Source organism: Kitasatospora sp. NPDC048722, from assembly GCF_040650235.1.
In the GTDB taxonomy this organism is placed as follows: Bacteria; Actinomycetota; Actinomycetes; order Streptomycetales; family Streptomycetaceae; genus Kitasatospora.
This window is the reverse complement of sequence record NZ_JBEZGX010000022.1, coordinates 48,473-68,498: the sequence shown is the minus strand read 5'-3', so window position 1 is coordinate 68,498 and position 20,026 is coordinate 48,473. Positions and strand designations below refer to the sequence as shown.

21 protein-coding genes are annotated in these 20,026 nt (G+C 73.6%); 12 read left to right on the top strand and 9 right to left on the bottom strand.

Translation table 11 applies throughout. From position 1 onward, the window contains the following. Nucleotides 1-126 precede the first annotated feature (126 nt). Both AB0C76_RS18285 and AB0C76_RS18280 read left to right on the top strand, forming a co-directional pair. Nucleotides 127-582 (top strand): hypothetical protein, encoded by a 456-nt coding sequence (locus tag AB0C76_RS18285; protein ID WP_359965886.1) that lies wholly within the window; start codon nucleotides 127-129, stop codon nucleotides 580-582. Between the two features lie 133 nt (nucleotides 583-715). Next, nucleotides 716-1,534, top strand: coding sequence for an MBL fold metallo-hydrolase (locus tag AB0C76_RS18280; protein WP_359965883.1), 819 nt, complete (start codon nucleotides 716-718; stop codon nucleotides 1,532-1,534). Here the strand turns inward: AB0C76_RS18280 and AB0C76_RS18275 are convergent, their stop codons facing one another. The 3 genes from AB0C76_RS18275 to AB0C76_RS18265 all read right to left on the bottom strand — a co-directional run bounded on the left by AB0C76_RS18275 (nucleotide 1,535) and on the right by AB0C76_RS18265 (nucleotide 3,127). Further along, nucleotides 1,535-2,128, bottom strand: coding sequence for a DUF4291 domain-containing protein (locus AB0C76_RS18275; protein ID WP_359966048.1), 594 nt, complete (start codon nucleotides 2,126-2,128; stop codon nucleotides 1,535-1,537). A 54-nt stretch (nucleotides 2,129-2,182) separates the two neighbouring features. Beyond that, nucleotides 2,183-2,611, bottom strand: a complete 429-nt coding sequence (locus AB0C76_RS18270; protein WP_359965880.1) for an SSI family serine proteinase inhibitor — start codon at nucleotides 2,609-2,611, stop codon at nucleotides 2,183-2,185. A 102-nt stretch (nucleotides 2,612-2,713) separates the two neighbouring features. Then, nucleotides 2,714-3,127, bottom strand: coding sequence for a DUF4190 domain-containing protein (locus AB0C76_RS18265; protein WP_359965877.1), 414 nt, complete (start codon nucleotides 3,125-3,127; stop codon nucleotides 2,714-2,716). Between the two features lie 121 nt (nucleotides 3,128-3,248). Between AB0C76_RS18265 and AB0C76_RS18260 the strand changes: the two genes are divergently transcribed. From AB0C76_RS18260 to AB0C76_RS18250, 3 genes are all read left to right on the top strand, one after another. Then, the gene (locus tag AB0C76_RS18260; RefSeq protein ID WP_359965874.1) at nucleotides 3,249-4,520 is read left to right on the top strand and encodes a histidine kinase; all 1,272 of its coding nucleotides are present in this window, start codon (nucleotides 3,249-3,251) and stop codon (nucleotides 4,518-4,520) included. Then, on the top strand, nucleotides 4,517-4,786 hold the full coding sequence (locus tag AB0C76_RS18255; protein WP_359965871.1) for a hypothetical protein: 270 nt from the start codon (nucleotides 4,517-4,519) through the stop codon (nucleotides 4,784-4,786). Before AB0C76_RS18260 ends, AB0C76_RS18255 begins: the two co-directional genes overlap by 4 nt. Nucleotides 4,787-4,887: 101 nt before the next feature. Then, complete coding sequence (locus AB0C76_RS18250; protein WP_359965868.1) at nucleotides 4,888-6,006, top strand: alpha/beta hydrolase-fold protein; 1,119 nt, start codon at nucleotides 4,888-4,890, stop codon at nucleotides 6,004-6,006. 14 nt (nucleotides 6,007-6,020) lie between these two features. Here AB0C76_RS18250 and AB0C76_RS18245 read toward each other — a convergent pair whose 3' ends face one another. After that, nucleotides 6,021-6,821, bottom strand: coding sequence for an SAM-dependent methyltransferase (locus AB0C76_RS18245; RefSeq protein ID WP_359965865.1), 801 nt, complete (start codon nucleotides 6,819-6,821; stop codon nucleotides 6,021-6,023). 217 nt (nucleotides 6,822-7,038) lie between these two features. Between AB0C76_RS18245 and AB0C76_RS18240 the strand changes: the two genes are divergently transcribed. Both AB0C76_RS18240 and AB0C76_RS18235 read left to right on the top strand, forming a co-directional pair. Beyond that, entirely contained in the window at nucleotides 7,039-7,617 is a 579-nt protein-coding gene (locus AB0C76_RS18240; protein WP_359965862.1) for a sigma factor-like helix-turn-helix DNA-binding protein, read from the top strand. Nucleotides 7,618-7,658: 41 nt separating this feature from the next. After that, entirely contained in the window at nucleotides 7,659-8,291 is a 633-nt protein-coding gene (locus AB0C76_RS18235; RefSeq protein WP_359965859.1) for a hypothetical protein, read from the top strand. 81 nt (nucleotides 8,292-8,372) lie between these two features. Here the strand turns inward: AB0C76_RS18235 and AB0C76_RS18230 are convergent, their stop codons facing one another. The 3 genes from AB0C76_RS18230 to AB0C76_RS18220 all read right to left on the bottom strand — a co-directional run bounded on the left by AB0C76_RS18230 (nucleotide 8,373) and on the right by AB0C76_RS18220 (nucleotide 11,874). Continuing rightward, nucleotides 8,373-8,771, bottom strand: coding sequence for a hypothetical protein (locus tag AB0C76_RS18230; RefSeq protein WP_359965857.1), 399 nt, complete (start codon nucleotides 8,769-8,771; stop codon nucleotides 8,373-8,375). A gap of 245 nt (nucleotides 8,772-9,016) precedes the next feature. After that, nucleotides 9,017-10,036: an AraC family transcriptional regulator gene (locus AB0C76_RS18225; RefSeq protein ID WP_359965854.1), complete on the bottom strand. Its 1,020-nt coding sequence runs from the start codon at nucleotides 10,034-10,036 to the stop codon at nucleotides 9,017-9,019. Between the two features lie 203 nt (nucleotides 10,037-10,239). Next, nucleotides 10,240-11,874, bottom strand: a complete 1,635-nt coding sequence (locus AB0C76_RS18220; protein ID WP_359965851.1) for an alpha/beta hydrolase — start codon at nucleotides 11,872-11,874, stop codon at nucleotides 10,240-10,242. Nucleotides 11,875-12,060: 186 nt separating this feature from the next. Between AB0C76_RS18220 and AB0C76_RS18215 the strand changes: the two genes are divergently transcribed. Beyond that, nucleotides 12,061-13,422, top strand: a complete 1,362-nt coding sequence (locus AB0C76_RS18215) for an MFS transporter (protein ID WP_359965848.1) — start codon at nucleotides 12,061-12,063, stop codon at nucleotides 13,420-13,422. Nucleotides 13,423-13,477: 55 nt separating this feature from the next. Then, nucleotides 13,478-14,341: an SAM-dependent methyltransferase gene (locus tag AB0C76_RS18210; RefSeq protein ID WP_359965845.1), complete on the top strand. Its 864-nt coding sequence runs from the start codon at nucleotides 13,478-13,480 to the stop codon at nucleotides 14,339-14,341. Nucleotides 14,342-14,529: 188 nt separating this feature from the next. Here AB0C76_RS18210 and AB0C76_RS18205 read toward each other — a convergent pair whose 3' ends face one another. After that, nucleotides 14,530-15,006, bottom strand: a complete 477-nt coding sequence (locus tag AB0C76_RS18205; protein WP_359965842.1) for an Imm21 family immunity protein — start codon at nucleotides 15,004-15,006, stop codon at nucleotides 14,530-14,532. 167 nt (nucleotides 15,007-15,173) lie between these two features. Between AB0C76_RS18205 and AB0C76_RS18200 the strand changes: the two genes are divergently transcribed. The 3 genes from AB0C76_RS18200 (at nucleotide 15,174) to AB0C76_RS18190 (ending at nucleotide 18,591) form a co-directional block, all read left to right on the top strand. Continuing rightward, nucleotides 15,174-16,787 (top strand): metallophosphoesterase family protein, encoded by a 1,614-nt coding sequence (locus AB0C76_RS18200; protein WP_359965839.1) that lies wholly within the window; start codon nucleotides 15,174-15,176, stop codon nucleotides 16,785-16,787. A gap of 192 nt (nucleotides 16,788-16,979) precedes the next feature. Then, on the top strand, nucleotides 16,980-17,513 hold the full coding sequence (locus AB0C76_RS18195; protein ID WP_359965837.1) for a pyridoxamine 5'-phosphate oxidase family protein: 534 nt from the start codon (nucleotides 16,980-16,982) through the stop codon (nucleotides 17,511-17,513). 115 nt (nucleotides 17,514-17,628) lie between these two features. Then, nucleotides 17,629-18,591 carry a WYL domain-containing protein gene (locus AB0C76_RS18190; RefSeq protein WP_359965834.1) on the top strand — a complete coding sequence of 321 codons (963 nt, stop codon included), beginning with the start codon at nucleotides 17,629-17,631 and terminating at the stop codon, nucleotides 18,589-18,591. A gap of 1 nt (nucleotide 18,592) precedes the next feature. Here AB0C76_RS18190 and AB0C76_RS18185 read toward each other — a convergent pair whose 3' ends face one another. Continuing rightward, nucleotides 18,593-19,984, bottom strand: coding sequence for an alpha/beta fold hydrolase (locus AB0C76_RS18185; protein WP_359965831.1), 1,392 nt, complete (start codon nucleotides 19,982-19,984; stop codon nucleotides 18,593-18,595). Nucleotides 19,985-20,026 lie beyond the last annotated feature (42 nt).

Below are 20,026 nucleotides of genomic sequence, written 5' to 3'. Positions count from 1 at the left end.
CGCCCCGGTGCGGCGCTTTTCCTGCGGCTTTACCGCTTCTTTCCTGCTCAGGAGGGATCCGATCGCGTCCCGGCCGCGTCCAACCGGCACCACAGCAGTCCCCCACCAGCACGAGGGAACCCCACCGTGAACCTGAGACGACCCGCCACCCTGGCCCTGGCCTCCGCCCTCCTCGCCCTGACCGGCTGCGCCTCCACCGGGGCCTCCACCGGGGCGGGTGCGTCGACGACCGCCGTCGCCGCACCCACCCCGAGCCCCGCGGCGGTCACGGTGGACGAACACGCCGACCGCACCACGGTCAAGGTCCAGGTCGGCTCGACCGTCACCGTCCAGCTCCACAGCACGTACTGGTCCGCCCCCGCCAGCTCGGCCGCCGACATCGCCGCCCCGAGCGGCACCCCGACGACCACCCCGTCCCCGTCCTGCCGCCCCGGCTCCGGCTGCGGCACCGTGACGACGGCGTTCACCGCCCACGCGGCCGGCACCGTCCACCTCACCGCGACCCGCACGGTCTGCGGCGAGGCCCTCGCGTGCGGGCCGGACCAGCGCACCTACGACGTCACGGTGGAGGTCACGGGCTGAGCGACGCGGTTCCGGTCCAGGCGGCCCGGTCCCGGGCCGGGCCGCCTCGGCCTTGGACAGCATCGCCCGAGTGGCCGAAGATGGAGATCCTCCACCCGAGATGCGTGAAGCACCCCAACACGACGGAGATTCCATGCGTTTGACGTCGAGTGGCCGCCACCATGCCGCGTTCGAGTTCGGCGACCTGCGGGTGGTCTCACTGCGGGACGGGTACATCGACATGCCGCCGACGCTGCTCCGCGACGAGCACGGGTGCGCGTTCGACGTGCTGCCGGGCGCCGTCCCGCTGGTCGGCGGCAATCTGCGGCTGTCGGTCAACGCCTTCTTCATCACCGACGGAACGCGGTCGGTCCTCGTCGACACCGGCGCGTCCGACGCGTGGCACGAGCCCACCATGGGGCTGCTCCACGACGCGCTCGACGAAGCGGGGATCGACCGCGCGCAGATCACCGACGTGGCCATCACCCATCGGCACCTGGACCACGTGAGCGGCCTGATCGCGCCGGACGGTTCGGAGGCGTTCGCCAAGCTCGAACGCGTGTGGATCGGCGCGGCCGACGCCCCGGTGTTCACGGGACGGCTGGAGCCGCTCCGCGACCGGGTCGTCCCCGTGTCGGAGAAGGCCGCGATCAACGACTGGACGACCGCGGTCCCGGCGCCGGGTCACACGCCCGGTCACACCGTCTACGACATCAGGAGCGGTACCGGCCGCCTCCTCGTCTGGGGCGACACCGTGCACGTGCCCACGCTCCAGTTCGACCGGCCGAACGTGGCCTGGGAGTACGACGGCGACCAACCCCGGGCCCGCACCGCGCGGGCGGCTCTCCTGGAGCAACTCGCCCAGCCACAGTGGTTCGTGGCCGGCGCCCACCTCGACTCACCCGGAATCGCCCGCGTGGCCCCTGCCGGCGACGGCTACGCGCTGGAGTACCTCGCGCCGCGGATCGGCTGATCAGCCGCGCAGGTGGGCGAGGAGGTCGTCGTCCACCGGGTACCGGGGCTCCTCGGGGAGCAGCGCGCGGGCGGCCGTCAGGTCGCCGGCGCGGACGAGGCCGTGGACCTCGTGGGCGAGGGCCGTCACGTCGGTGATGCCCACGGTCCACTCGTCCGCGTACCGGTGCGCGGCCTCGCCGGAGAGCCCGAGCTGCAACGCCCGGTGGGGGAGCGCCTGGAGGTGGAGGTCCCGCTCCGGATCCCACTGGACGCGGGCCGGCGCGGCCTTCAACGCGCGCTGCCAGGTGGCCCGGTCGGGGTGGAGGCCCCGCGCGTAGTGGGAGAGGCAGGCGTTCCGCAGGGCCCACTCGAAGCCCTCGCGCGTGATCTCGACGGCGAGGACGGTCTCCTGGCCGGCCTTGGTGCCCCACCCGCAGCGGTACATCATCCACAGGAACGACGGTTTGACCCACGTCATCCGGTCCCGCTTCCACGCGGGCGGGAAGCGGGCGTCACGGGCGGCGGGCAGGCCGATCTCCGGGGAGTACGCCTGGTAGACCGTGAGGGTCCGCGGCGTGTGGCGGGCGCGGATCTGGTGCAGCGGTACTTCCATCACGGGCCCGAGCATGCCGTCCTCCGGCCCGTTCCACCAGGGGTTTTACGGGGCTCACCCGGTGGCGGGCACCGAAAGGTCGAAGACGGCGCCGGTCTGCGCCTTCATCACGCAGTCGTTGGCGAAGGTCTTGCTGTACTCGACGTGCCGTCCGTTCCACGTGCCGTACGCCTTCGCGGTGACGGCGCTGTAGATCATCGGGCACATGCCGTCTCGGTGGGCGATCCCGGCCACGTCGCCGTCGGCCGCCGCGAGGTCCCGGCAGGCCTGGGCGGCGTGGGGGTGGCCGGTCGCCACGCCGTCGTCGGCGCAGTGCAGGGTGGCGCTGTCGCGGCCGACCAGCTGCTTGTCGTCGGAGCCGGCGAAGAGTGCGACGTTCAGCCAGTTCGCCGTCGTCGTCCGGGCCTGCGCCGCGGTGGCCGGCGCGGCGAGGGCGAGCAGCGCGAGGGTCGCGGCGACGGCGGTGGTGCGGGGGTTGGGCATGGGAGTGCTCCCTCGGGGACGGCGACCGGCCGGACGGAGAACGACTCACCCGCCCCCGGGGACACGGCCCCGGGTGGCCGGGCGGGACACGTCGGCGGCCGGTCAGTTCCGGGAGAGGTGCTGGCGTACGCACTCCGTGTACTGGTGGAGGCTGTCGGGCTGGTAGCACGCCTGCGTCCGGTTGGCGTACCAGACGAAGAGGACGGCGACGAGGCCGGACACCACGATCGCGAGGGACGACGTCACCACGGCCGTGGCGGCCGCGCCCCGGCCGGTGCCGGTCCGCCGGGCCTTCAGCAGGGCCGCGGTGCCCAGGACCAGGCCGATCACGCCGAGCGGGCCGCCGACGAAGGCGACCGAGGTGAGCAGGCCCGCGGTGCCCACCACCACGGCCGCCGCGGCCAGGCCGTTGCTGGCCGGCGGGGTGCCGATCGGCGGTGCGTGGTTCGGCGGTGCGTGGTTCGGCGGTGTGGTGGTGCTCCGGGTGTCGTACGCGTTCAACAGGGGTTCTCCCATCAGGTGGACGGGACGATCCTGGTCCGTGGAGCTCCCGGAGCACATCACGGGAGAGCGGGAAAGGGCGCTCCCCCGATCGGGGGAGGCCGCCGGTGACCGCGACCGAGATACTGGTCCGATCATGATCAAGGGATTCCGGCCGCTCCTGCGCGGCTCCACGTACTCGGGTGCGCTGTTCGCCTTCTGCGGCGCGGTGGCGAGCCTTCCGCTGCTTCCCCTCGCGATGCTTCCGGCGCTGACGTGGCGGTCCGCCCCCTACGGAGTGCGGGTCGTCGTGACCCTGGTGGCCTGGGCCGCGCTCGTGGGCACGGTCGGGCTGGCCCGCACCACGCGGCGGGTGCTGGTCGCGTGCGCCCGGTGGGCGCTGAAGGTGCCGTTGCCGGATCCGGTGGCCACGCGTCGACGCGCCGCCTCACCCGACACGGCGGCGGGCCCTCCCGTACCCGCCTCCGTCGATCGCCTCCGGACGCCGCTGTGGCTGGTGCTGCACGTGGCCCTCGGATGGATGGGGACGACGGTGAGCGGCCTCCTGCTCCTCGCCGCCCTCACCCTCCCGCTCGGCGCCGACGCGGGGCTGAGCGTCTTCGGCCGGACGGTGCGGGCGGACGGCGCCTGGTCGCGCGGGGTGACGGCGCTCGGCTGCCTGCTGCTGGCGGTGGTGGGCTGCGCGGCGGTGACGCGGGCGCTGCGGTGGCTCGCACCGAGGCTGCTCGGGCCGTCCCCGGCGGAACGGCTCGCGCTGGCGGCCGAGCGGGAGCGGCGGCTGGCCGAACGCAACCGGCTCGCCCACGAGTTGCACGACTCGATCGGGCACACCCTGACGGCGACGACGATCCAGGCGGCGGTGGCGGGCGAGGTGCTCGCCACCGACCCGGTGGCGGCGCGGGCCGCCCTGCGCAGCATCGAGGAGTCGGCCCGGTCGGCGCTGGAGGACCTGGACCACGTGCTGGGCGCGCTGCGCGAGGAGAGCGCGCCGACCGCGCCGACACGGAGCCTGGCCGACCTGCCCGAGCTGCTCGAACGGCTGCGGCACGCGGGCGCGGTGGTGGAGCCGGAGCTCTCCGGCGGGTGGGCGCAGGTGAACGGGACGCTCTCCCGGGCGGCGTACCGGATCCTGCAGGAGGGTCTGACCAACGCGCTGCGGCACGGGGCCGGCGGGCCGGTCCGGGTCCGCGTGGCGGCGGCGCCGGACGTCCTGGAGCTCGGGGTGGTCAACCCGGTCCGTCCCGGGGCCCGGGGCGCAGCGGACCGGCGGGCCTTCCCGACCTCCGGGCACGGGCTGCCCGGACTCGCCGAGCGCGTGCGGTTGTTGCACGGCGAGATGGAGTCCGGCCCGGCTGGGCCGGAACACTGGCGGCTCGCCGTCCGGCTGCCGGTACGCTCGTCGTCATGACCGCTTCGTGCACCGGCACGCCTGCCCTGACCAGCGCCGATGTGAACACCCGCGCCCCCGCCCCCGTCGCCGTCCTGATCGCGGACGACGACGAGGTGACCCGCAGCGGTCTGCGTGTGCTCCTCTCGGCCCGGCCGGGGATCGCGGTCGTCGGGGAGGCCGCCGACGGTGTCGAAGCGCTGACCAAGCTCGGTGCGCAGAACCGGACCCACGCCGTGGTGATCGCGTACGAATCGGGCCTGGTGGTGCCCGGGTTCGCCGGCTGAGACGGCCCGATCGCGACCGGTCCGCTCCTCGCCGCGGAAAGTCCTCCAAGGCGTGATCCACGAGAGGCAACCGGACACCCGTCCTCACCGTCAACAAGGGTGTGAAACTGACAGGCACGCCCTTCTTCGTCCTCTCGCTCGTCCTCGTCCCGGTCTCCATAGGCCTCCTGATGTACTTCTGGAACCGGGTGCGCGGGCCGCAGCCGCTCCGGTTCGGGACGCGGTTCGCGATGGTGCTGTTCGCCCAGGTCACCGCCGTGACGCTGGTGTTCGTGACGGTGAACAACGACAACCACCTCTACGGCGGTTGGGACGACCTGCTCGGCACCGGCAACCACGTCCGGGCCGTGCCCGTGCCGCCCGCGGGCGACGCGACGGCGGCCGCGAACCCGCCCGGACAGGCCCGGGTGATCCAGCAGTTCGGGCCCGTGGACGACAAGGCCGTGCCGAAGGACGTGAGGACGACCGACCTGAAGGGCCGCGTCTCCGGCGTGGACGGCGAGGTCCTGGTCTGGACGCCGCCGCAGTACGACGACCCGGCGTACAAGGACAAGAAGTTCCCGGTCGTCGAACTGCTCGCCGGCTTCCCCGGCTCGTCGAGCGCCTGGTTCGGCAGCATGAACGCCTCCAAGCAGCTGGCGCCGCTGATGAAGTCCGGTCAGGTCGCCCCGTTCATCCTGGTCTCGCCGCGCGTCGTGCTGCTCCCCGGGCACGTCGACACCGGCTGCGCCGACGTGCCCGGCAAGGTCAACGCCGAGACCTGGCTGGCGCGTGACGTGCCGCAGATGGTCCTCGACAACTTCCGCGCCGAGCCCGGCCCCGAGAACTGGGCCGTGGCCGGCTACTCGGCCGGCGCGCACTGCGCGGCGCGGCTCGGCATCGCGCACTCGAACCGCTTCCACGCGGCCGTGAGCATGTCCGGCTACAACGACCCGATGGGCGAGAACGACTCGCTGACCGCCAAGGACCCGCACCTGCGGGAGGTCTCCAACCCGGTCTACATGCTGCAGCACGCGCAGACCCCGCCGAACGTCGCGCTCTACGTGACGGGCAAGAAGGGCGACGGCTACGAGGACGCGGTCGCGCTGCAGAAGGCCGCGAAGGCGCCGACCGTCGTCACCCCGGTCGAGGTCAACGGGCCGCACCTGACGTCCACGTGGGAGCCGATGGTGCCGTCGGTGTTCGCGTGGCTGACCCAGGCCGTCGGGAAGACCGGCTGATCACCGGCCCGGGCTCAGGGCTTGACGGCGACGGCCGCGTAGGCGGAGACCTGCGCGTCCGTCGCCCCGCCCGGCCCGGCACCGTCCTCGCCGGCATCCGGACGCCAGCGGTGGCTGGCGACGAGGCCCGGGTCGAGCAGCCGCCAGCCGTCGAAGAAGCGGGCGATCTCCTCCCGGGTGCGCATCCGCAGCGCGGTGCCGGCGGCCCGGTAGACCTGTGCGGCGCGCTCGGTCTCGGCGGGGGCGAAGTCCGGCGTGCCGTGGCTGAGCACGAGCGCGCTGCCGGCGGGCACGGCCCGCTTGAGCCGGTCGACGATCGCGTGGGCGTCGTCCTCGCCCGGTACGAAGTGCAGCAGCGCGACCAGACTGAGCGCCACCGGCCGGCCGAGGTCGAGCGTGTCGCGCAGTTCGGCCGAGCGCAGTATGGCCTCCGGTTCGCGGACGTCCGCCTGGACGTAGGCGGTGCGGCCCTGCGGGGTCGAGTGCAGCAGCGCCTGCGCGTGCGCGTACACGATCGGGTCGTTGTCGGCGTAGACGACGCGCGCTCGCGGGTTCACTCGTTGGGCTACTTCGTGCAGGTTGGGCGAGGTCGGGATGCCGGTGCCGACATCGAGGAACTGTTCGATTCCACGGTCCGCGAGCAGCCGGGTCGAGCGGTGCATGAACGCCCGGTTGGCGCGGGCGGCGGTACGGGCCCACGGGAAGACGGCCATCGCCCGCCCGGCCGCCTCGCGGTCGGGCGCGAAGTTGGTGGTGCCGCCCAGGAAGTAGTCGTACATCCGGGCCGAATGCGCCCGGTACAGCTGCAGATCCACCTCGGCACCGTCACTTCCCGCCCCCACGGCTCCCCCTTCGCCACGACGCCCGGGGCCCAAGAATAGGCGAGGAACCGTCAGTTCCGTCCGTGGTCCTACTTTTCCGTCCTCTCCGCCGGATCCGTGCGCCGCCGTTGCACGACGAGCCCCCCGATGCGCTTGCATGTGTCATGGGGGCGCGCACGTTCCCCTTCGACCGCACGGGAAGGTCCACGGCATGACCGTCAACCGGGGCGCCCGCTTGAGACTCACCTTCGACGCCTTCTGCGGCACCCACGAGCCCGCCTGGACCGCGTTCGCCCGCACCCAGGTCGGCCCGCAGGGCGACGCCGCCGCCCTCGTGGTCCGCCGCACCCGGGAGCACCTGCACCGCAATTGGGCGCTCGCGCTGCGCCAGGAGGTCCCGGCCGCCTACGCCTGGCGCCTGCTCAAGGAGCACCTCGCCGCCTGGCTGGCCGCGCAGGGCGAACCGGCCGCCGTCCAGACCGCCGCGATGGACGCCGCGATCGGCCGCTTCTGCCACCGGGCCGGCCTGCACCCGGAGACCCTGGCCGAACAGCTCGCACTGCTCGGCGCGGTCCTGGCCCTGCCCGAGCGCCAGCGGGACGCCGTCGTCCTCGCCTACTGCCTCGGCCTGGCGGACGAGGAGGCCGCCGCGTACCTCGGCATCCCGCCCGCGACGCTGCGCGCGCACCGCCGCCAGGCCCACCGCCGCATCGCACGGGCGGTCGGGCGGCCGGACTTCGCGTCGGGGCGGTCCGTGGTACTGGAGGCGTGTCGGGGGGAGGAACGATGACGGGGGCGTACGGACGACTACTGGGCTGGGTGGACGGAGGCGTGAACGAAGGGGCCCGGCACGTCACGGTCGTCCCGTGCGCGCTGGCCTCCTCGCCGTCCCTGTCGGACCGCGTGACGGCCGCGCCCGCGCCGTTCCCGTCCGAGCACGAACAGGCCGCGCACGAGCTGGACCTGGCCACCGCGCTGGTGCTCGGCGCGCCGCAGGCCGGCCGCTCGCTGGACCTGCTGGTGAACAGCCGCCGCATCCACCCCGAGGGCGCGCTGGTCTTCGGGTGCCTGCTGGCCGTCACCGGCCGGGACGACCCGGCCCAGTTCTGGTGGCAGTTCGCCGCCGGCTCGGGCAGCTCCACCGCCGCGTACCTGCTGCACCTGCACCACCTGCGACTGGGGGAGCCCCGGGACGCCGCCTACTGGCGTGACCAGGCGGAGCACCTCGCCGCCGATCCGCGCCGCAAGCACCGTACTCACCGTGCCACCGAGCCCCTGTTCCCGGACGACGTGCGCCACGACATCCTCGCCCGCTGCCACGAGGGACTCCACCCGAAGCTGCCGGCCGCCCTGGAGGCGGCGGTCAACCGCCTCACCGTCACCTCCGACGACGAGGACTACGGCGAGATCCCGCAGCCCCGCTCGGCCCTCGTCGACGAACTGGCCGGCCCGGAAGGGGCGTAGTGCCACGGAACCAGTGAGAGCCCGCGCCGCCCCTCGGCGGTGGGAGGGGAGGCACGGGCCACACGGGCATCCGTCAGTGGGTCAGCACTGGCGCAGGCCCGGCGCCGGGTCGGAGGAGGTGAAGACGTCGACGGCGGGGACGTTGCCCCACGGGCCCTGGTCGGTCTGGGTCCAGTACCAGATGTCGTTGCCGCCGGGGTGGGTGTCGCCGTGCCCCCAGCAGTCGAACCAGTTGTAGCCGCCCACCAGGGTGCCGCGGGTCGCGGAGCGGTAGGAACGGTCGGCGAAGGCCCGGGCGCCGGCGTTGTTGCCGCACCAGAGCCTGCCGTCGCCGTGCACGCTGCAGTCGGCGGTGACGGCAGGCCTGGCGGAGGCCTCCCGCATGCCGGGCGCCGCGTAGGCGCCCGGGGCGGTGGCGGCGAGACCGGCGGTGAGGACGAGGACGGCGAGCGCGCCGGGGACCTTGCGACTCATCGGCATGGGACATCCCTTTCTGGACAGCGGGCCTTGCTGGAAACGGGTCTTGCCGGACGACAGGCCTGCCGGAGGCGGGTCTTGCCGACGACGGGCCGTGCCGGGCCGAGGAGTTGCGCACGAACGACCGACGGCACACTCCGGGTCCTTCCCGTCAGGCAAGGCTTACCTGGCCGGGTCCGGGCGGGCTATCCATCCGCGGCCGGTCCGCCGTTGCCGTGGATGGATAGTGCCCGACCGGGGCGGACGGTCTAATGGATGCGTTCTCGCGGGGGCCGGTTCTCGCGTAGGACCGCCGACGGCGTCCGTCCGTACGTCTTGCGGTACGTCTCGGCGAAGCGGCCCAGGTGTGTGAAGCCCCAGCGCAGGGCGACCTCGGTCACGGTGCTCGCGGTGGCCTCCCCACGGGCCATCGCGAGCAGGTCGCGGTGGGCCGCCTCCAGCCGGACGTTCCGCAGGTGGGCGAGCGGGGTCGTGCCGAGCCGGCTGCGGAAGCCGGCCCGCAGGCTGCGCACGCTGACCCGGGCGGCCAGGGCCATGTCGGCGACCGAGATCGGTTCGTGCGCGTGGTCGCTGCAGTAGGCGAGGGCGCGGCCGACGGCTCCGGCGGGTGCGGCGCGGTCCGGGCCCGACCAGGGGCTGATCCGGTGCGGCTGGGCGTCCAGGAGGCCGTGGACCAGCAGTTGTTCGAAGTGCCCGCGCGCGAGCGGCGAGCGGTCGAGCAGGCCGGACTGGGCGGAGCGGGTGAAGCTCTGCACGGTGCTGAGCCACGCGGCGACGGTGCCCGAGCCGGCGTCGAGCACCGGGTCGAAGCGGGTGATGCCCGACGGCGTGTCGCCGAGCCGGACGGCCAGGGCGTCGTCGAGGGCCTGGCGGGTGATCAGGACGACGCGGTTGAGGCTGTCGCCGTTCCAGGCCATGGCGAGCCGCTGGCCGGGCCCGGCGATGCTGAGCGTCGTGGGCAGTTCGGTGCCGTCGACGGTGACGGTGCCGTGGCCGGCGAGCGGGATGTGGACGTTGTAGAACCTGGCCAGTTCGCCCGGGTCGATCTCCACGGCGGTGCCGTAGCCGAGGTCGTAGACGGAGACGGGTCCGGCCCAGATCCGGCGGAACTGGCCGTCGGCGCGCCGGTCGTGGTCGAGGACGCGCAGGCGGTGGGGCGAGAAGTGGGCGCTGACCAGCGCGTGGAGTTCCTCGACGTCGCAGCCCTGGTAGAGCAGGCCCGCACGGGCGTCGTCGGCGTGCGGGCCGGGATCGAAGTCAGCTGGCATGGCCCCCCGGCCTTCTCTGGTGGAATATCAGGTGTCACCTGGGTCGTTGAAAGTTGTTGGATCGGCCCACAATAGCGTGCACATGACAGATCGTTCCCGGGGTCGGGGATGAGAAATGCCTGGGAGGTGCCGCGATCCGCGGCACCTCCCAGGGCGTGAGGTGTCAGTCCGTCAGTCGATCAACCCGTCGGCCGGTCAGCCGGTCAGCCGGTCGGTGCGTCCGTCGGGCAGCGCGTCCCGGCGGCCGGGACGGTGCCGTCCACCAGGAAGGCGTCGACGGCGGTCCGGATGCAGCTGCTCGCGCCGTACCCGGTGTGCCCCTCGCCCTCGCGGGTCAGCAGGACGGCGTTGCCCAGCTCGGAGGTGAGCTTCTCCGCCCACGCGTACGGCGTGGCCGGGTCGCCGGTGGAGCCGACGACGACGATCGGGTTGGCGGCGGCCGACTTGATCGCGTGCGGTTTCTCGGCGGAGGCGGCCGGCCAGGTGCGACAGTCCGGGTCGAACAGCGCGGCCGTCGGGTTGTGCCTGCTGACCAGCGGCGCCTTGGCCGCGAGGTCGGCGAGCGCGGCCTGGAGCTGGTCGGCGGGCGGGGTGTTCGTCGCGCCGTCGGCGCAGTGGATCGCGGTGTACGCGTCGGCCGAGGCCTTGTAGTGCCCGTCCTTGTCGCGGCCGGAGGCGCCGTCGGCGAGCTGGTAGAGGTAGTCGCCCTTGCCGCGCATGGCGGCCTTGAGGATCTCCCGCAGCGGCTTCCAGTCCCGCTCGCCGCCGTACAGGTTGTCGAGCACGCCGTTCCAGGCGGCCGTGGCGGTGAGGGTGCGGCCGTCGGAGGTGGTCAGCGGCCTGTCCTTGAGGCCGTCGAGGAAGTCGGCGAGCTTCTGCGGGGCCCGGTCGGGGTCCTGGCCGAGCGGGCAGCCGTCCTTGCCGGCGCAGTCGGCGGCGAAGGCCTTGAGGGCGCGCTCGAAACCCGCCTGCTGCTCGACGTTGTGCTGCACGAGACTGGTGGAGGGCGAGGTGGCGCCGTCGAGCACCAGGTGGCCGACGCGGTCCGGGAACTCCTCGGCGTAGAGGGAGCCGAGGTAGGTGCCGTAGGACATGCCCAGGTAGTTGAGCTTCTGGTCGCCGAGGACCGCGCGCAGGACGTCCATGTCGCGGGCCGTGTTGCGGGTGCCGACGTACGGCAGGACGCTCGCGTACTTCGCCCGGCAGGCGTCGGCGAGTGCCTTGCCGTGGTCGTCGCCGGGCTGGTCGGTGGTGAGCCAGCCGTCGCGGGCGTGGTCGTCCAGGCAGTTGATCGGGCTGGTGGCGCCGGCGCCGCGCGGGTCGAAGCCGACCATGTCGAAGCGGTCGTGCAGGGTGGTGCCCTTGGACTGCTTGGCGCCGGCCTTGACCATGGTCACCCCGGAGCCGCCCGGGCCGCCGGGGTTGAGGAGCAGCGAGCCGACGCGCTGGTCGGGCTTGCCGGCCGGGTCGCGGACGACGGCGACGTCGAGCGTGCCGATGGCCGGGTTGGCGTAGTCGAGCGGCACCTTGAGGGCGGCGCACTGCAGGGCGGAGTCGTCCGTCTTCCCGGTCTGCGGGTCCGGCGGGCAGGCCGCCCAGGCGAGTTGCTGGCCGTAGAAGGCCTTGAGTGCCGGGTCGGCGGCGCCGGTGGGCCTGGGCGTCGGGGTCGGCGTGGCGGTCGGCGCCGCGGCGGCGGTGCCGGGCGTGGGCGTGCCGGAGGCGGCGGTGCCGCTGCCGCCCGAGCTCGTGCAGCCGGCGAGGAGTGCCGCACTGAGGGCGGCGGTGACGGCCACGGGCAGGGTGGCGCGTCGCGAGGGACGGAGGATCTTCACGCGCACACACATATCATTCGACTGCGACATCGATCGTACGGGGAGGGCCCTTCCCGCATCCGGGTCGGCGGCAGAAGACGGACAAAGGGCGACGAAGCGTGGCCCGCCACCGTTCGCATGCGGCCGGGAGCCGCCGCGCCGGTTGCCGCGAACTCCATTCACAGCCTTGTCGATCAGTGGGACGCTGTGGCCATGACAGAGCAGACCGCAGCCCTGCCGCTGCGCGACCCCGCACCGGCCGCGGGCGGACGGCGGCGCCAACTGGCCGCCGCCACCGTCGGATCGGTGGTCGAGTCCTTCGACTGGAACGTGTACGCCGTCCTCGCGCCGTACTTCGCGGCGGACCTCTTCGGCCACGGCAAGGGCGGCGTGAGCGGGCTGCTCGCGGCGTACGTCGGCTTCGCGGTCGGCTTCGTGGCGCGGCCGGTCGGCTCGTTCCTCATCGGGCGGCTGAGCGACGGCCGCGGGCGGCGCTTCGGCCTCACGCTCAGCATGTCGGTGATCGCCGCCGCCAGCCTCGGGATCGCGCTCCTGCCCGGACAGCAGACCATCGGCGTGTGGGCGGCCGTCCTCGCGGTCGCCGCGCGCGTCGTCCAGGGGCTCGCCTTCGGCGGCGAGACGCCCACCGTCGCCGCGTACGTGACGGAGACCGCGCCGCCGCGCCACCGGTTCGCGTTCAGCTCGGTGTCGTACGGCGGCATCATCGTCGGCTCGCTGATCTCGTACGGCGTCCTGGCCGTGCTGCTCCACACCCTCGGCAAGGAGGGTCTCAAGCACGGCGGTTGGCGCTGGGGCTTCGTCGTCGCGGCCGTGCTCGGCCTCGCCGCCGTGTGGGTGCGGCGGGCCGCGCCGGAGAGCGAGGAGTTCCACCGCGACCGGGCCGGCGGTGAGAGCGGACGCCCCGGGCTCCTCGACACGGTGAGCCGCCACCGCTGGGCCGTGCTCACCGTCTTCCTGCACACCCTCGGCGGCACGATCGGCTACTACTTCGCGCTGGTCTACCTGCCGCAGTACGCGGCCGCGTACGGCGTCATCGGCAAGGAGGAGGCGGCCTCCTTCATGACGGTCGTCCTCGCCGTCGTGCTCGCCACGATGCTCCTCGGCGGCGTACTCGCGGACCGGGTGGGCCTGTTGCCCGTCATGCGGACCGCCTTCGCCCTCACCGTCGTGCTCGTCCTGCCGCTGCTCGCCGGCATGCGGCACGGCTGGCTGTCCTTCCAACTCGTCGCCGTCGTCCTCGGGATGCTCGTCGCCACCCAGCTCGGCACGCTCAACGTCTTCACCGGCATGCTGTTCCCGACCGCCGTGCGCGCCGTCGGCGTCGGCGTCGTCAACGCGGCCACCATCGCGGCCTTCGGCGGCACCTTCCCGCTGCTCGCCGAGTGGCTCAACGGCCGCCACCACCTCGGCGTGATCCCGTACTACGTCACGCTCTGCTCGCTCGGGCCGCTGCTCGCCACCTTCACCGTCCTGCGCGTCCCCGGCTTCACCGCCGCGATCCGGAACTCCCGCCCCCGCACGGCGGGTGGTCGTGTACAGTCCGAAGCCGGCTGACGTTCGGTCATCTTCCGCAACCGAAACGGCCGAAGAGGTCACCCCGGGAGGAACCATGGCACAGCGCGACGAATCCGGCGACTGGCTCGGCCTGCGGGCGTCGGAGCAGTCGGCGGAGCCGCTGCCCTCGCTGGACCTGCGCACCGACCGCGCCCACCCCGCCCGGGTCTACGACTACCTGCTCGGCGGCAAGACCAACTTCCCGGTGGACCGCGAGGTCGGCGACCGCATCCTCACCGAGTGGCCGGGCTCGCGCACAGCCACCCGCGCGGCCCGGGCCGTCATGCACCGGATGACCCGCCACCTCGCCGAGACCCACGGCGTGCGCCAGTTCCTCGACGTCGGCACCGGCATCCCCACCGCGCCCAACCTGCACGAGGTCGCGCAGTCCGTCGACCCGACCAGCCGCATCGTCTACGTCGACAACGACCCGATCGTGCTCGCCCACTCCCGCGCCCTGCTCACCAGCGCGCCCGAGGGCCGCACCGCCTACGTCGAGGGCGACTTCCGCGATCCCGAGCACTTCCTGGCCGACCCGGCGGTCGCCGGCACGCTCGACTTCGACCGGCCGATCGCCCTGATGCTCGTCAACCTGGTGCACTTCCTCTCCGACGAGGCGGCGCACCCGCCCGTCCGCAAGCTCCTCGGCGCCCTCCCGTCCGGCAGCTTCCTCGCCCTCACCGCCGGCACCGCCGACACCATCCCCGAGCTGGTGGCCATCGGCTCGAAGCGGTACTCCGAGGCCGGCATAGAGAACCACCTGCGCACGCGCGCCGGCGTGGAGCGCTTCTTCGACGGCCTGGAGCTCGACGACCCCGGCGTGACCCTGATCAACCGCTGGCGCCCCGAGCTCGACGACGAACCCGCCCTCGCGGACCACGAGGTGTCGGCGTACGCGGGCGTGGCCCGCAAGCCGTGACGCCGCCCGGGCGGCCCGTCGTCCGCACCCGCCGGGGCACCGGCCGGAAGGACATCCGGGTCGCCCGGTGGTGAGGGACCATGGGTGCCCGAGGATCGAGCTCCTCGCCGTCCCGGGCGGAGCCACCGGCGCCCCGGCGGTCGCCCCACTGCGCGCGGCCCTGACGGAGCCCGCCACCGGAGCCGGGCTCAGAGCCTGACCAGCCGCTCCAGCATGAACTGCGCCTCGGGGGAGGTGTCGAGGAACAGCGACCGGACCACGTAGCGGCCCTCGGGAAGGTGCACCCGGATCGTGTCGGCCTCGGTGACGTCCGCGCCGGCCACCAGGCAGTCCATGAGCCGGTAGTCCCCGCCGAGCGAGACCTCGCAGGCGTCCTTCCAGCCGTCCGAGTCCATCGCCCGCTCCACCGCGCGCGCCAGCCCGAGGTCGTCCTCGGCCGTGTACCAGCGAGCGAACGTCAGGTGCTCGGCGAAGTAGGTCGCGGGGAGCGGCTCCCCGCCCAGCACCAAGACGTCGCCGTGGCCCGGCAGGTCGACCCGCGAGGCGTATTCATCGCAGGCGTCCCGTGCCTCGGTGCCGTCCCACGAAGCGACGTACGGCTCCGGGCACAGGGCGTAGTAGCCGAAATCGGTCCCGTCGATCCACTTCGACGCCGACGTGACCACGCGTTCTCCCGCTCGCCGTGCCCGATGAGGCGATCAAGGTTACCGGCGGATCCGCGGGGTCCTCCAGCCGGCCGACGTGAACCGGGCGGGCTCACATCATCGCCATGACATGAACATGCGAGTAAAGTTCTGCGACACCAATGGTCCGGGTGACACAGGGGGAGTCAGTGAGCATCGCACGCAGACAGTTACTCAAGGGATCGTCGGCGGCCGGGGCCGCACTCGTCGCGGGCTTCGCCGCGCCGACGTCCGCCGCGGCGGCGCCCACGCCGCTGTTGCAGTCCACCCCGCACCGGCTCGGGGCGCCGAGCGTGAGCGGGATCCACCTCCAGTTCGGCAACGACCCCTCCAGCGAGATGACCGTCTCCTGGATCACCCCGCAGTCCGTCCGCCGCCCGCACGTGCGGGTCGGGTCGCCGGACGGCGGACTCGGGCGGGTCGTCGAGGCCGAGACGCGCACCTACCGGGACGCGCTCTCCCAGGACGAGGTGTACGTCCACCACGCCCGCCTCACCGGGCTGCGGGCCGCGACCACGTACCTGTACGCCGCCGGGCACGAGGGAGCCAACCCCGAGACGGGGTCCTTCGCCACCGCGCCGCGCGGCCGGGCCGCCTTCACCTTCACCAGTTTCGGCGACCAGGGCACGCCCAACCTCCGCCGCAAGGTCGAGTTCCCCGACGGCGTCCCCTCCCCGCTCGGCAAGTACCCGGTGTACACCAGCAGCCAGATCGGGTCCCCTGCGTCCGCCGACATCGTCGCCGCCGTCGAACGCGTCGGCCCGCTGTTCAACCTCGTCAACGGTGACCTCTGCTACGCCTCGTACAGCGGTCGGCACGGCCAGAGCCGTACCGGAACGTGGGCGGACTGGTTCATCAGCAACAGCCGCTCCACCCGGCTCCGCCCGTGGATGCCGTGCGCCGGGAACCACGAGACGGAGGGCGGAAACGGCCCGATCGGCGCCCTCGGGTACCAGACGTACTTCGACCTGCCCGACTCCGCCGCCGCCTCCGACGAGGAGACGGCCGGCATGTGGTACGCGTTCACGGTCGGCGCGGTCCGTTTCATCAGCCTCGCCAACGAGGACGTGGCCATCCAGAACAGCAGCGAGATCTACCTGCGCGGGTACTCGGGCGGCGCCCAGGAGCGCTGGCTGGAACGCGAGTTGCGGGCCGCCCGGAACAGCCGGGCGATCGACTGGATCGTCGTCTGCATGCACCACCCGATGATCTCGACGTCCAAGCACGGCAGCGGCAGCGACCTCGGCATCCGGGAGGCCTGGGGCCCGCTGTTCGACGAGTACGGCGTGGACCTGGTCGTGAGCGGTCACGAGCACTACTACGAGCGCTCCCACCCCGTCCGCGGGACGCTCCCCAACGACGTCCGCACACCGGTCCCGTCCGGGACGGACCCCGACTTCGCCGACACCGACCACGGCACCGTCCACATGGTCATCGGCGCCGGCGGCAACGCCGCGACCACCCAGGACGACCTGTTCGAGACGAAGCAGGGCCGCGTCGTCGTCGCACTGGAGCCCAAGCCGGCCCCGGGCGCCCCGTACCGCGAGTCGATCTGGGTGACGGAGGACGCCCCGTGGGCCGCCGTCCAGGACCGCGAACACACCCACGGCTTCGCCGCCTTCGACGTCGACCCGGGCGACCGCCGCAGCGGCCGCACCCGGATGAGGGTCACCTACTACACCTTCGACGGCCCGCACGGCGACCTCACCCCGGTCGACACGTTCACCCTGGAACGCTCCCGCGCGGACGCCTGGGACGGCTGAGGGCGGTGTCCGGTCGCCCGGTCCGCGCCCCGGGCCGTCACGTGGTCGGGGTCGCAGACGTCTCGGAAGTTCGCACTGCGCATCCGGTGACAAACACGACAGGAGATGTCGGGTTGTGCCGAGACAGTGAGGGACGCCGGCCGGCGCCGTGGTGGCGCGGGCCGGGACGACGGACGGACACGAAGGACACCCATGCGCGAAACACCGGACGAGATCCGCCGGCTCCAGGCCCTCCTCGACGCCTCGCTCTCCCGCTCCACGGCACACCTGCGGTCGATCATCAGCAGCGACCGCACGCTCACCGCCGAGCAGCTCACGGGCGTGCTCACCGGCATGTGCACGCTCGCGCTGTCCACCGTGACGGCGAAGGGCGAGCCGCGGATCAGCGGAGTGGACGGCCACTTCCTGCACGGGATGTGGCACTTCGGCACCGCGCGCGGCGCCGCCAAGGCCCGGCACCTCGCCGCCCGGCCCGCCGTCAGCGCCGCGCACATGCGCGGGGAGGAACTGGGCGTGTTCACTCACGGCACCGCGGAGATCCTCAACCCCCTCGACGGCGAACCGGCCGCCGACTGGCCGGAACTCCTCGCGTACTTCCGGGACTTCTACGGCGCCGACGCCTTCGACTGGGACAACGACGTGGTCTACTACCGCCTCCACCCGCAGTGGATGGCCGTGTTCGCCTCCGACCCCGCCAGGTTCGGCGCGAAGCCGGACCCGGAGTGACCCCGCAGATACGGCGCTGAGCCACGGCGTGCCCCGGGACCCCCGGGGCACGCCGAGCCGCCGCGCCCGGCGAGAATGGTGGCGGACAGCGAGGGCGGACGACGGAGGGGGCGACGTGCGGGCGAGCCGGGCCATCGCACTCCTGCTGCTCCTCCAGGCCCGGCGGACGATGACCGCCGCCGAACTCGCGGCCGAACTGGAGGTCTCCGAGCGCACCGTGCAACGGGACGTCGCCGCACTCGCCGAGGCGGGAGTGCCGGTCTACGCCGAACGCGGCCGCGCCGGGGGCTACCGGCTCGTCGACGGCTACCGCACCCGCCTCACCGGCCTCGAACGCGCCGAGGCCGAAGTCCTGCACCTGGCCGGACTCCCGGGCCCGCTGCGCGACATGGGCCTCGCCGGGCACGCCCTCGCCGCCCGGCTGAAGGCCGCCGCCGCCCTGGGCGACGCCCCCGCTGCCGCCGCACGGCGGTTCCACCTCGACGCACCGGCCTGGTTCCGCGACGCCGAGACACCTCCGCTCCTCGCCGAGGTGTCGCGCGCCGTGTGGGAGGACCGCGTGCTCCACGCCCGCTACGCGGCGCGCGGCGGCACCCGGGACCGGCGGCTGGAGCCCTACGGCCTGGTCCTGAAGGCCGGGCACTGGTACCTCGCGGCGCGCAGCCCGTCCGGCCGGGTCGGCTCGTACCGCGTCGACCGCTTCGAGACCGCCGGGGCAGGCGAGGAACGGTTCGAACGCGACCCGGAGTTCGACCTCGCCGGCTACTGGGAGGCGGCGGCGCGGGAGTTCACCCGGTCCCTGCTGCGCGAGCGGGCGCAGGTGCGCCTGAGCCCGCTCGCCGTCGAGCACCTCGCCGTCCTGCTGGAACCGGTCGCCGCCGCCGACGCCCTCGCCACCGCGGGCCCACCCGACGCCGACGGCTGGGTCACCGTGACCCTGCCGGTCGAGAGCCGGGAGCTCGGCTACTTCGAGCTCCTGCGCCTCGGCCCGGAGGCCGAAGTCCTCCGCCCGCCCGAACTCCGCACCCGCCTGGCCGAGGCGACCCGCCGGGCCGCCGCCCTCTACACCCGGGAGTGAGTCAGTGCTGCGCGAGGGCCGTGATCCACGGCCCGACCGCGTCGGCGGCCGAGTTGAGCAGGCCCAGGTGGTTGGCGCCCGGGACGGCCGTCAGGGCGGTCGGGGCCGTCGGCGGGCGGTTGCGGCGGACGTAGTCGAGGACCTTGTCCGGGGTGAACACCTCGTCCCGGGAGCCGATCCACACCCCGAGCGGCTGCCGGATGCCCTTCAGGTCGGTGTCGGCGCGGTCCGGGTTCTGGGCGATGGCCATGGTGACGGTGTACCGGGGCACGAGGCCGGCGGAGTCCACCTCGGACTGCGGGTACGCGAAGCCGAGCGCCCGGGTGTGACCGTCGAGCGCGTGGTTGCTGAGCGCGTTGACGATGAAGGGCCGCCGGCACACGGTCGCGAAGTTGCCCGCCCCGCCGACCGCCGCCGTGTCGGAGTGGAGCCCGAGGTCCGGCGCCAGGAGGACGTAGCCCGCGACGGGGGTGGTGACGGTGCCGAGGCTGTTGAGCACGAGCCCGGCGCCCGCCGAGTGGCCGCCGAGGAACTCCGGCACGTCCGGGTGGCGCCGGTGCGCGAAGTCCGTCATGGTGGCGACGTCGCGCCAGACCTGCTCCCGGCTCGGGGCGTCGCCGCGCGGGCCGCCGGAGGCGCCGTGGCCGCGGATGTCGACGAGGTAGGTGGCGATGCGGTAGCGGCTCGCGAGGTCGCCGAGCGGCAGGTAGCCGGCGGCGCTGTCGGCGCCCGAGCCGTGGTAGAAGACGAGCGCGGCGATCGGGTGCGCGGGCTCGTAGGCGTAGTAGGCGAGCTGCGTTCCGTCCGTCGCGGTCACGGAACCGGTGGGGGCGGTGTGCCCGCCGTCCGTCGTGCCGGTGGTGTCGAGCGCGCCCGCCTTCGGCTGCGGCAGTGCGCACGGCCAGAGTGCCGCGGTCGCTCCGGCGGCGCCGAGCAGGACGAGCGTGGAGGCCGTCAGCCCGACGGCGCCGAGCAGCGCGAACGCCCGCCTCCCCGCGCCCGGGTAGGCGGCGCGTGCACCCGGTTGCACCCACGCGCGCGCATCCGGCCGGGAGACGCGCCACAGCACCAGCGCCGGGCCGATGAGCCCGGTGAGTGCCGTCGGACTGTGGAGCCCCACGGCCTGGTAGACCCGTGCCGAGCCCAACAGGGCCAGCACGGCGACGAGTTCGCGCGTGCCGCGGCCGGGCGCGCGCAGCCGCAGGACGAGCCGCCAGCAGGCGGCACCGAGGGCGATCAGCAGGCACCCGAGGACGTGGGTCGATCGGGCGTAGTCGGGGTTCTGCTCCAGCAGGCCGTTCACCGCCGTCATGGTGCCGGTGAGCAGCAGCAGGACGCGGACCACGGTGACCGCACGGGGCGGACGGCCGGGAGACGTAACGTTGTTGGACACGCCGTCGACGCTACGGCGGCCCACCTCGCCCGAACCTGGGCG

What these genes read in the sequence shown, in the direction of transcription:
- AB0C76_RS18280 (WP_359965883.1), top strand. Translation starts at nt 716, where the DNA reads ATGCGTTTGACGTCGAGTGGCCGCCACCATGCCGCGTTCGAGTTCGGC.
- AB0C76_RS18275 (WP_359966048.1), bottom strand. Translation starts at nt 2,128, where the DNA reads ATGGAAGTACCGCTGCACCAGATCCGCGCCCGCCACACGCCGCGGACC.
- AB0C76_RS18270 (WP_359965880.1), bottom strand. Translation starts at nt 2,611, where the DNA reads ATGCCCAACCCCCGCACCACCGCCGTCGCCGCGACCCTCGCGCTGCTC.
- AB0C76_RS18265 (WP_359965877.1), bottom strand. Translation starts at nt 3,127, where the DNA reads ATGGGAGAACCCCTGTTGAACGCGTACGACACCCGGAGCACCACCACA.
- AB0C76_RS18260 (WP_359965874.1), top strand. Translation starts at nt 3,249, where the DNA reads ATGATCAAGGGATTCCGGCCGCTCCTGCGCGGCTCCACGTACTCGGGT.
- AB0C76_RS18255 (WP_359965871.1), top strand. Translation starts at nt 4,517, where the DNA reads ATGACCGCTTCGTGCACCGGCACGCCTGCCCTGACCAGCGCCGATGTG.
- AB0C76_RS18240 (WP_359965862.1), top strand. Translation starts at nt 7,039, where the DNA reads ATGACCGTCAACCGGGGCGCCCGCTTGAGACTCACCTTCGACGCCTTC.
- AB0C76_RS18230 (WP_359965857.1), bottom strand. Translation starts at nt 8,771, where the DNA reads ATGCCGATGAGTCGCAAGGTCCCCGGCGCGCTCGCCGTCCTCGTCCTC.
- AB0C76_RS18225 (WP_359965854.1), bottom strand. Translation starts at nt 10,036, where the DNA reads ATGCCAGCTGACTTCGATCCCGGCCCGCACGCCGACGACGCCCGTGCG.
- AB0C76_RS18215 (WP_359965848.1), top strand. Translation starts at nt 12,061, where the DNA reads ATGACAGAGCAGACCGCAGCCCTGCCGCTGCGCGACCCCGCACCGGCC.
- AB0C76_RS18210 (WP_359965845.1), top strand. Translation starts at nt 13,478, where the DNA reads ATGGCACAGCGCGACGAATCCGGCGACTGGCTCGGCCTGCGGGCGTCG.
- AB0C76_RS18195 (WP_359965837.1), top strand. Translation starts at nt 16,980, where the DNA reads ATGCGCGAAACACCGGACGAGATCCGCCGGCTCCAGGCCCTCCTCGAC.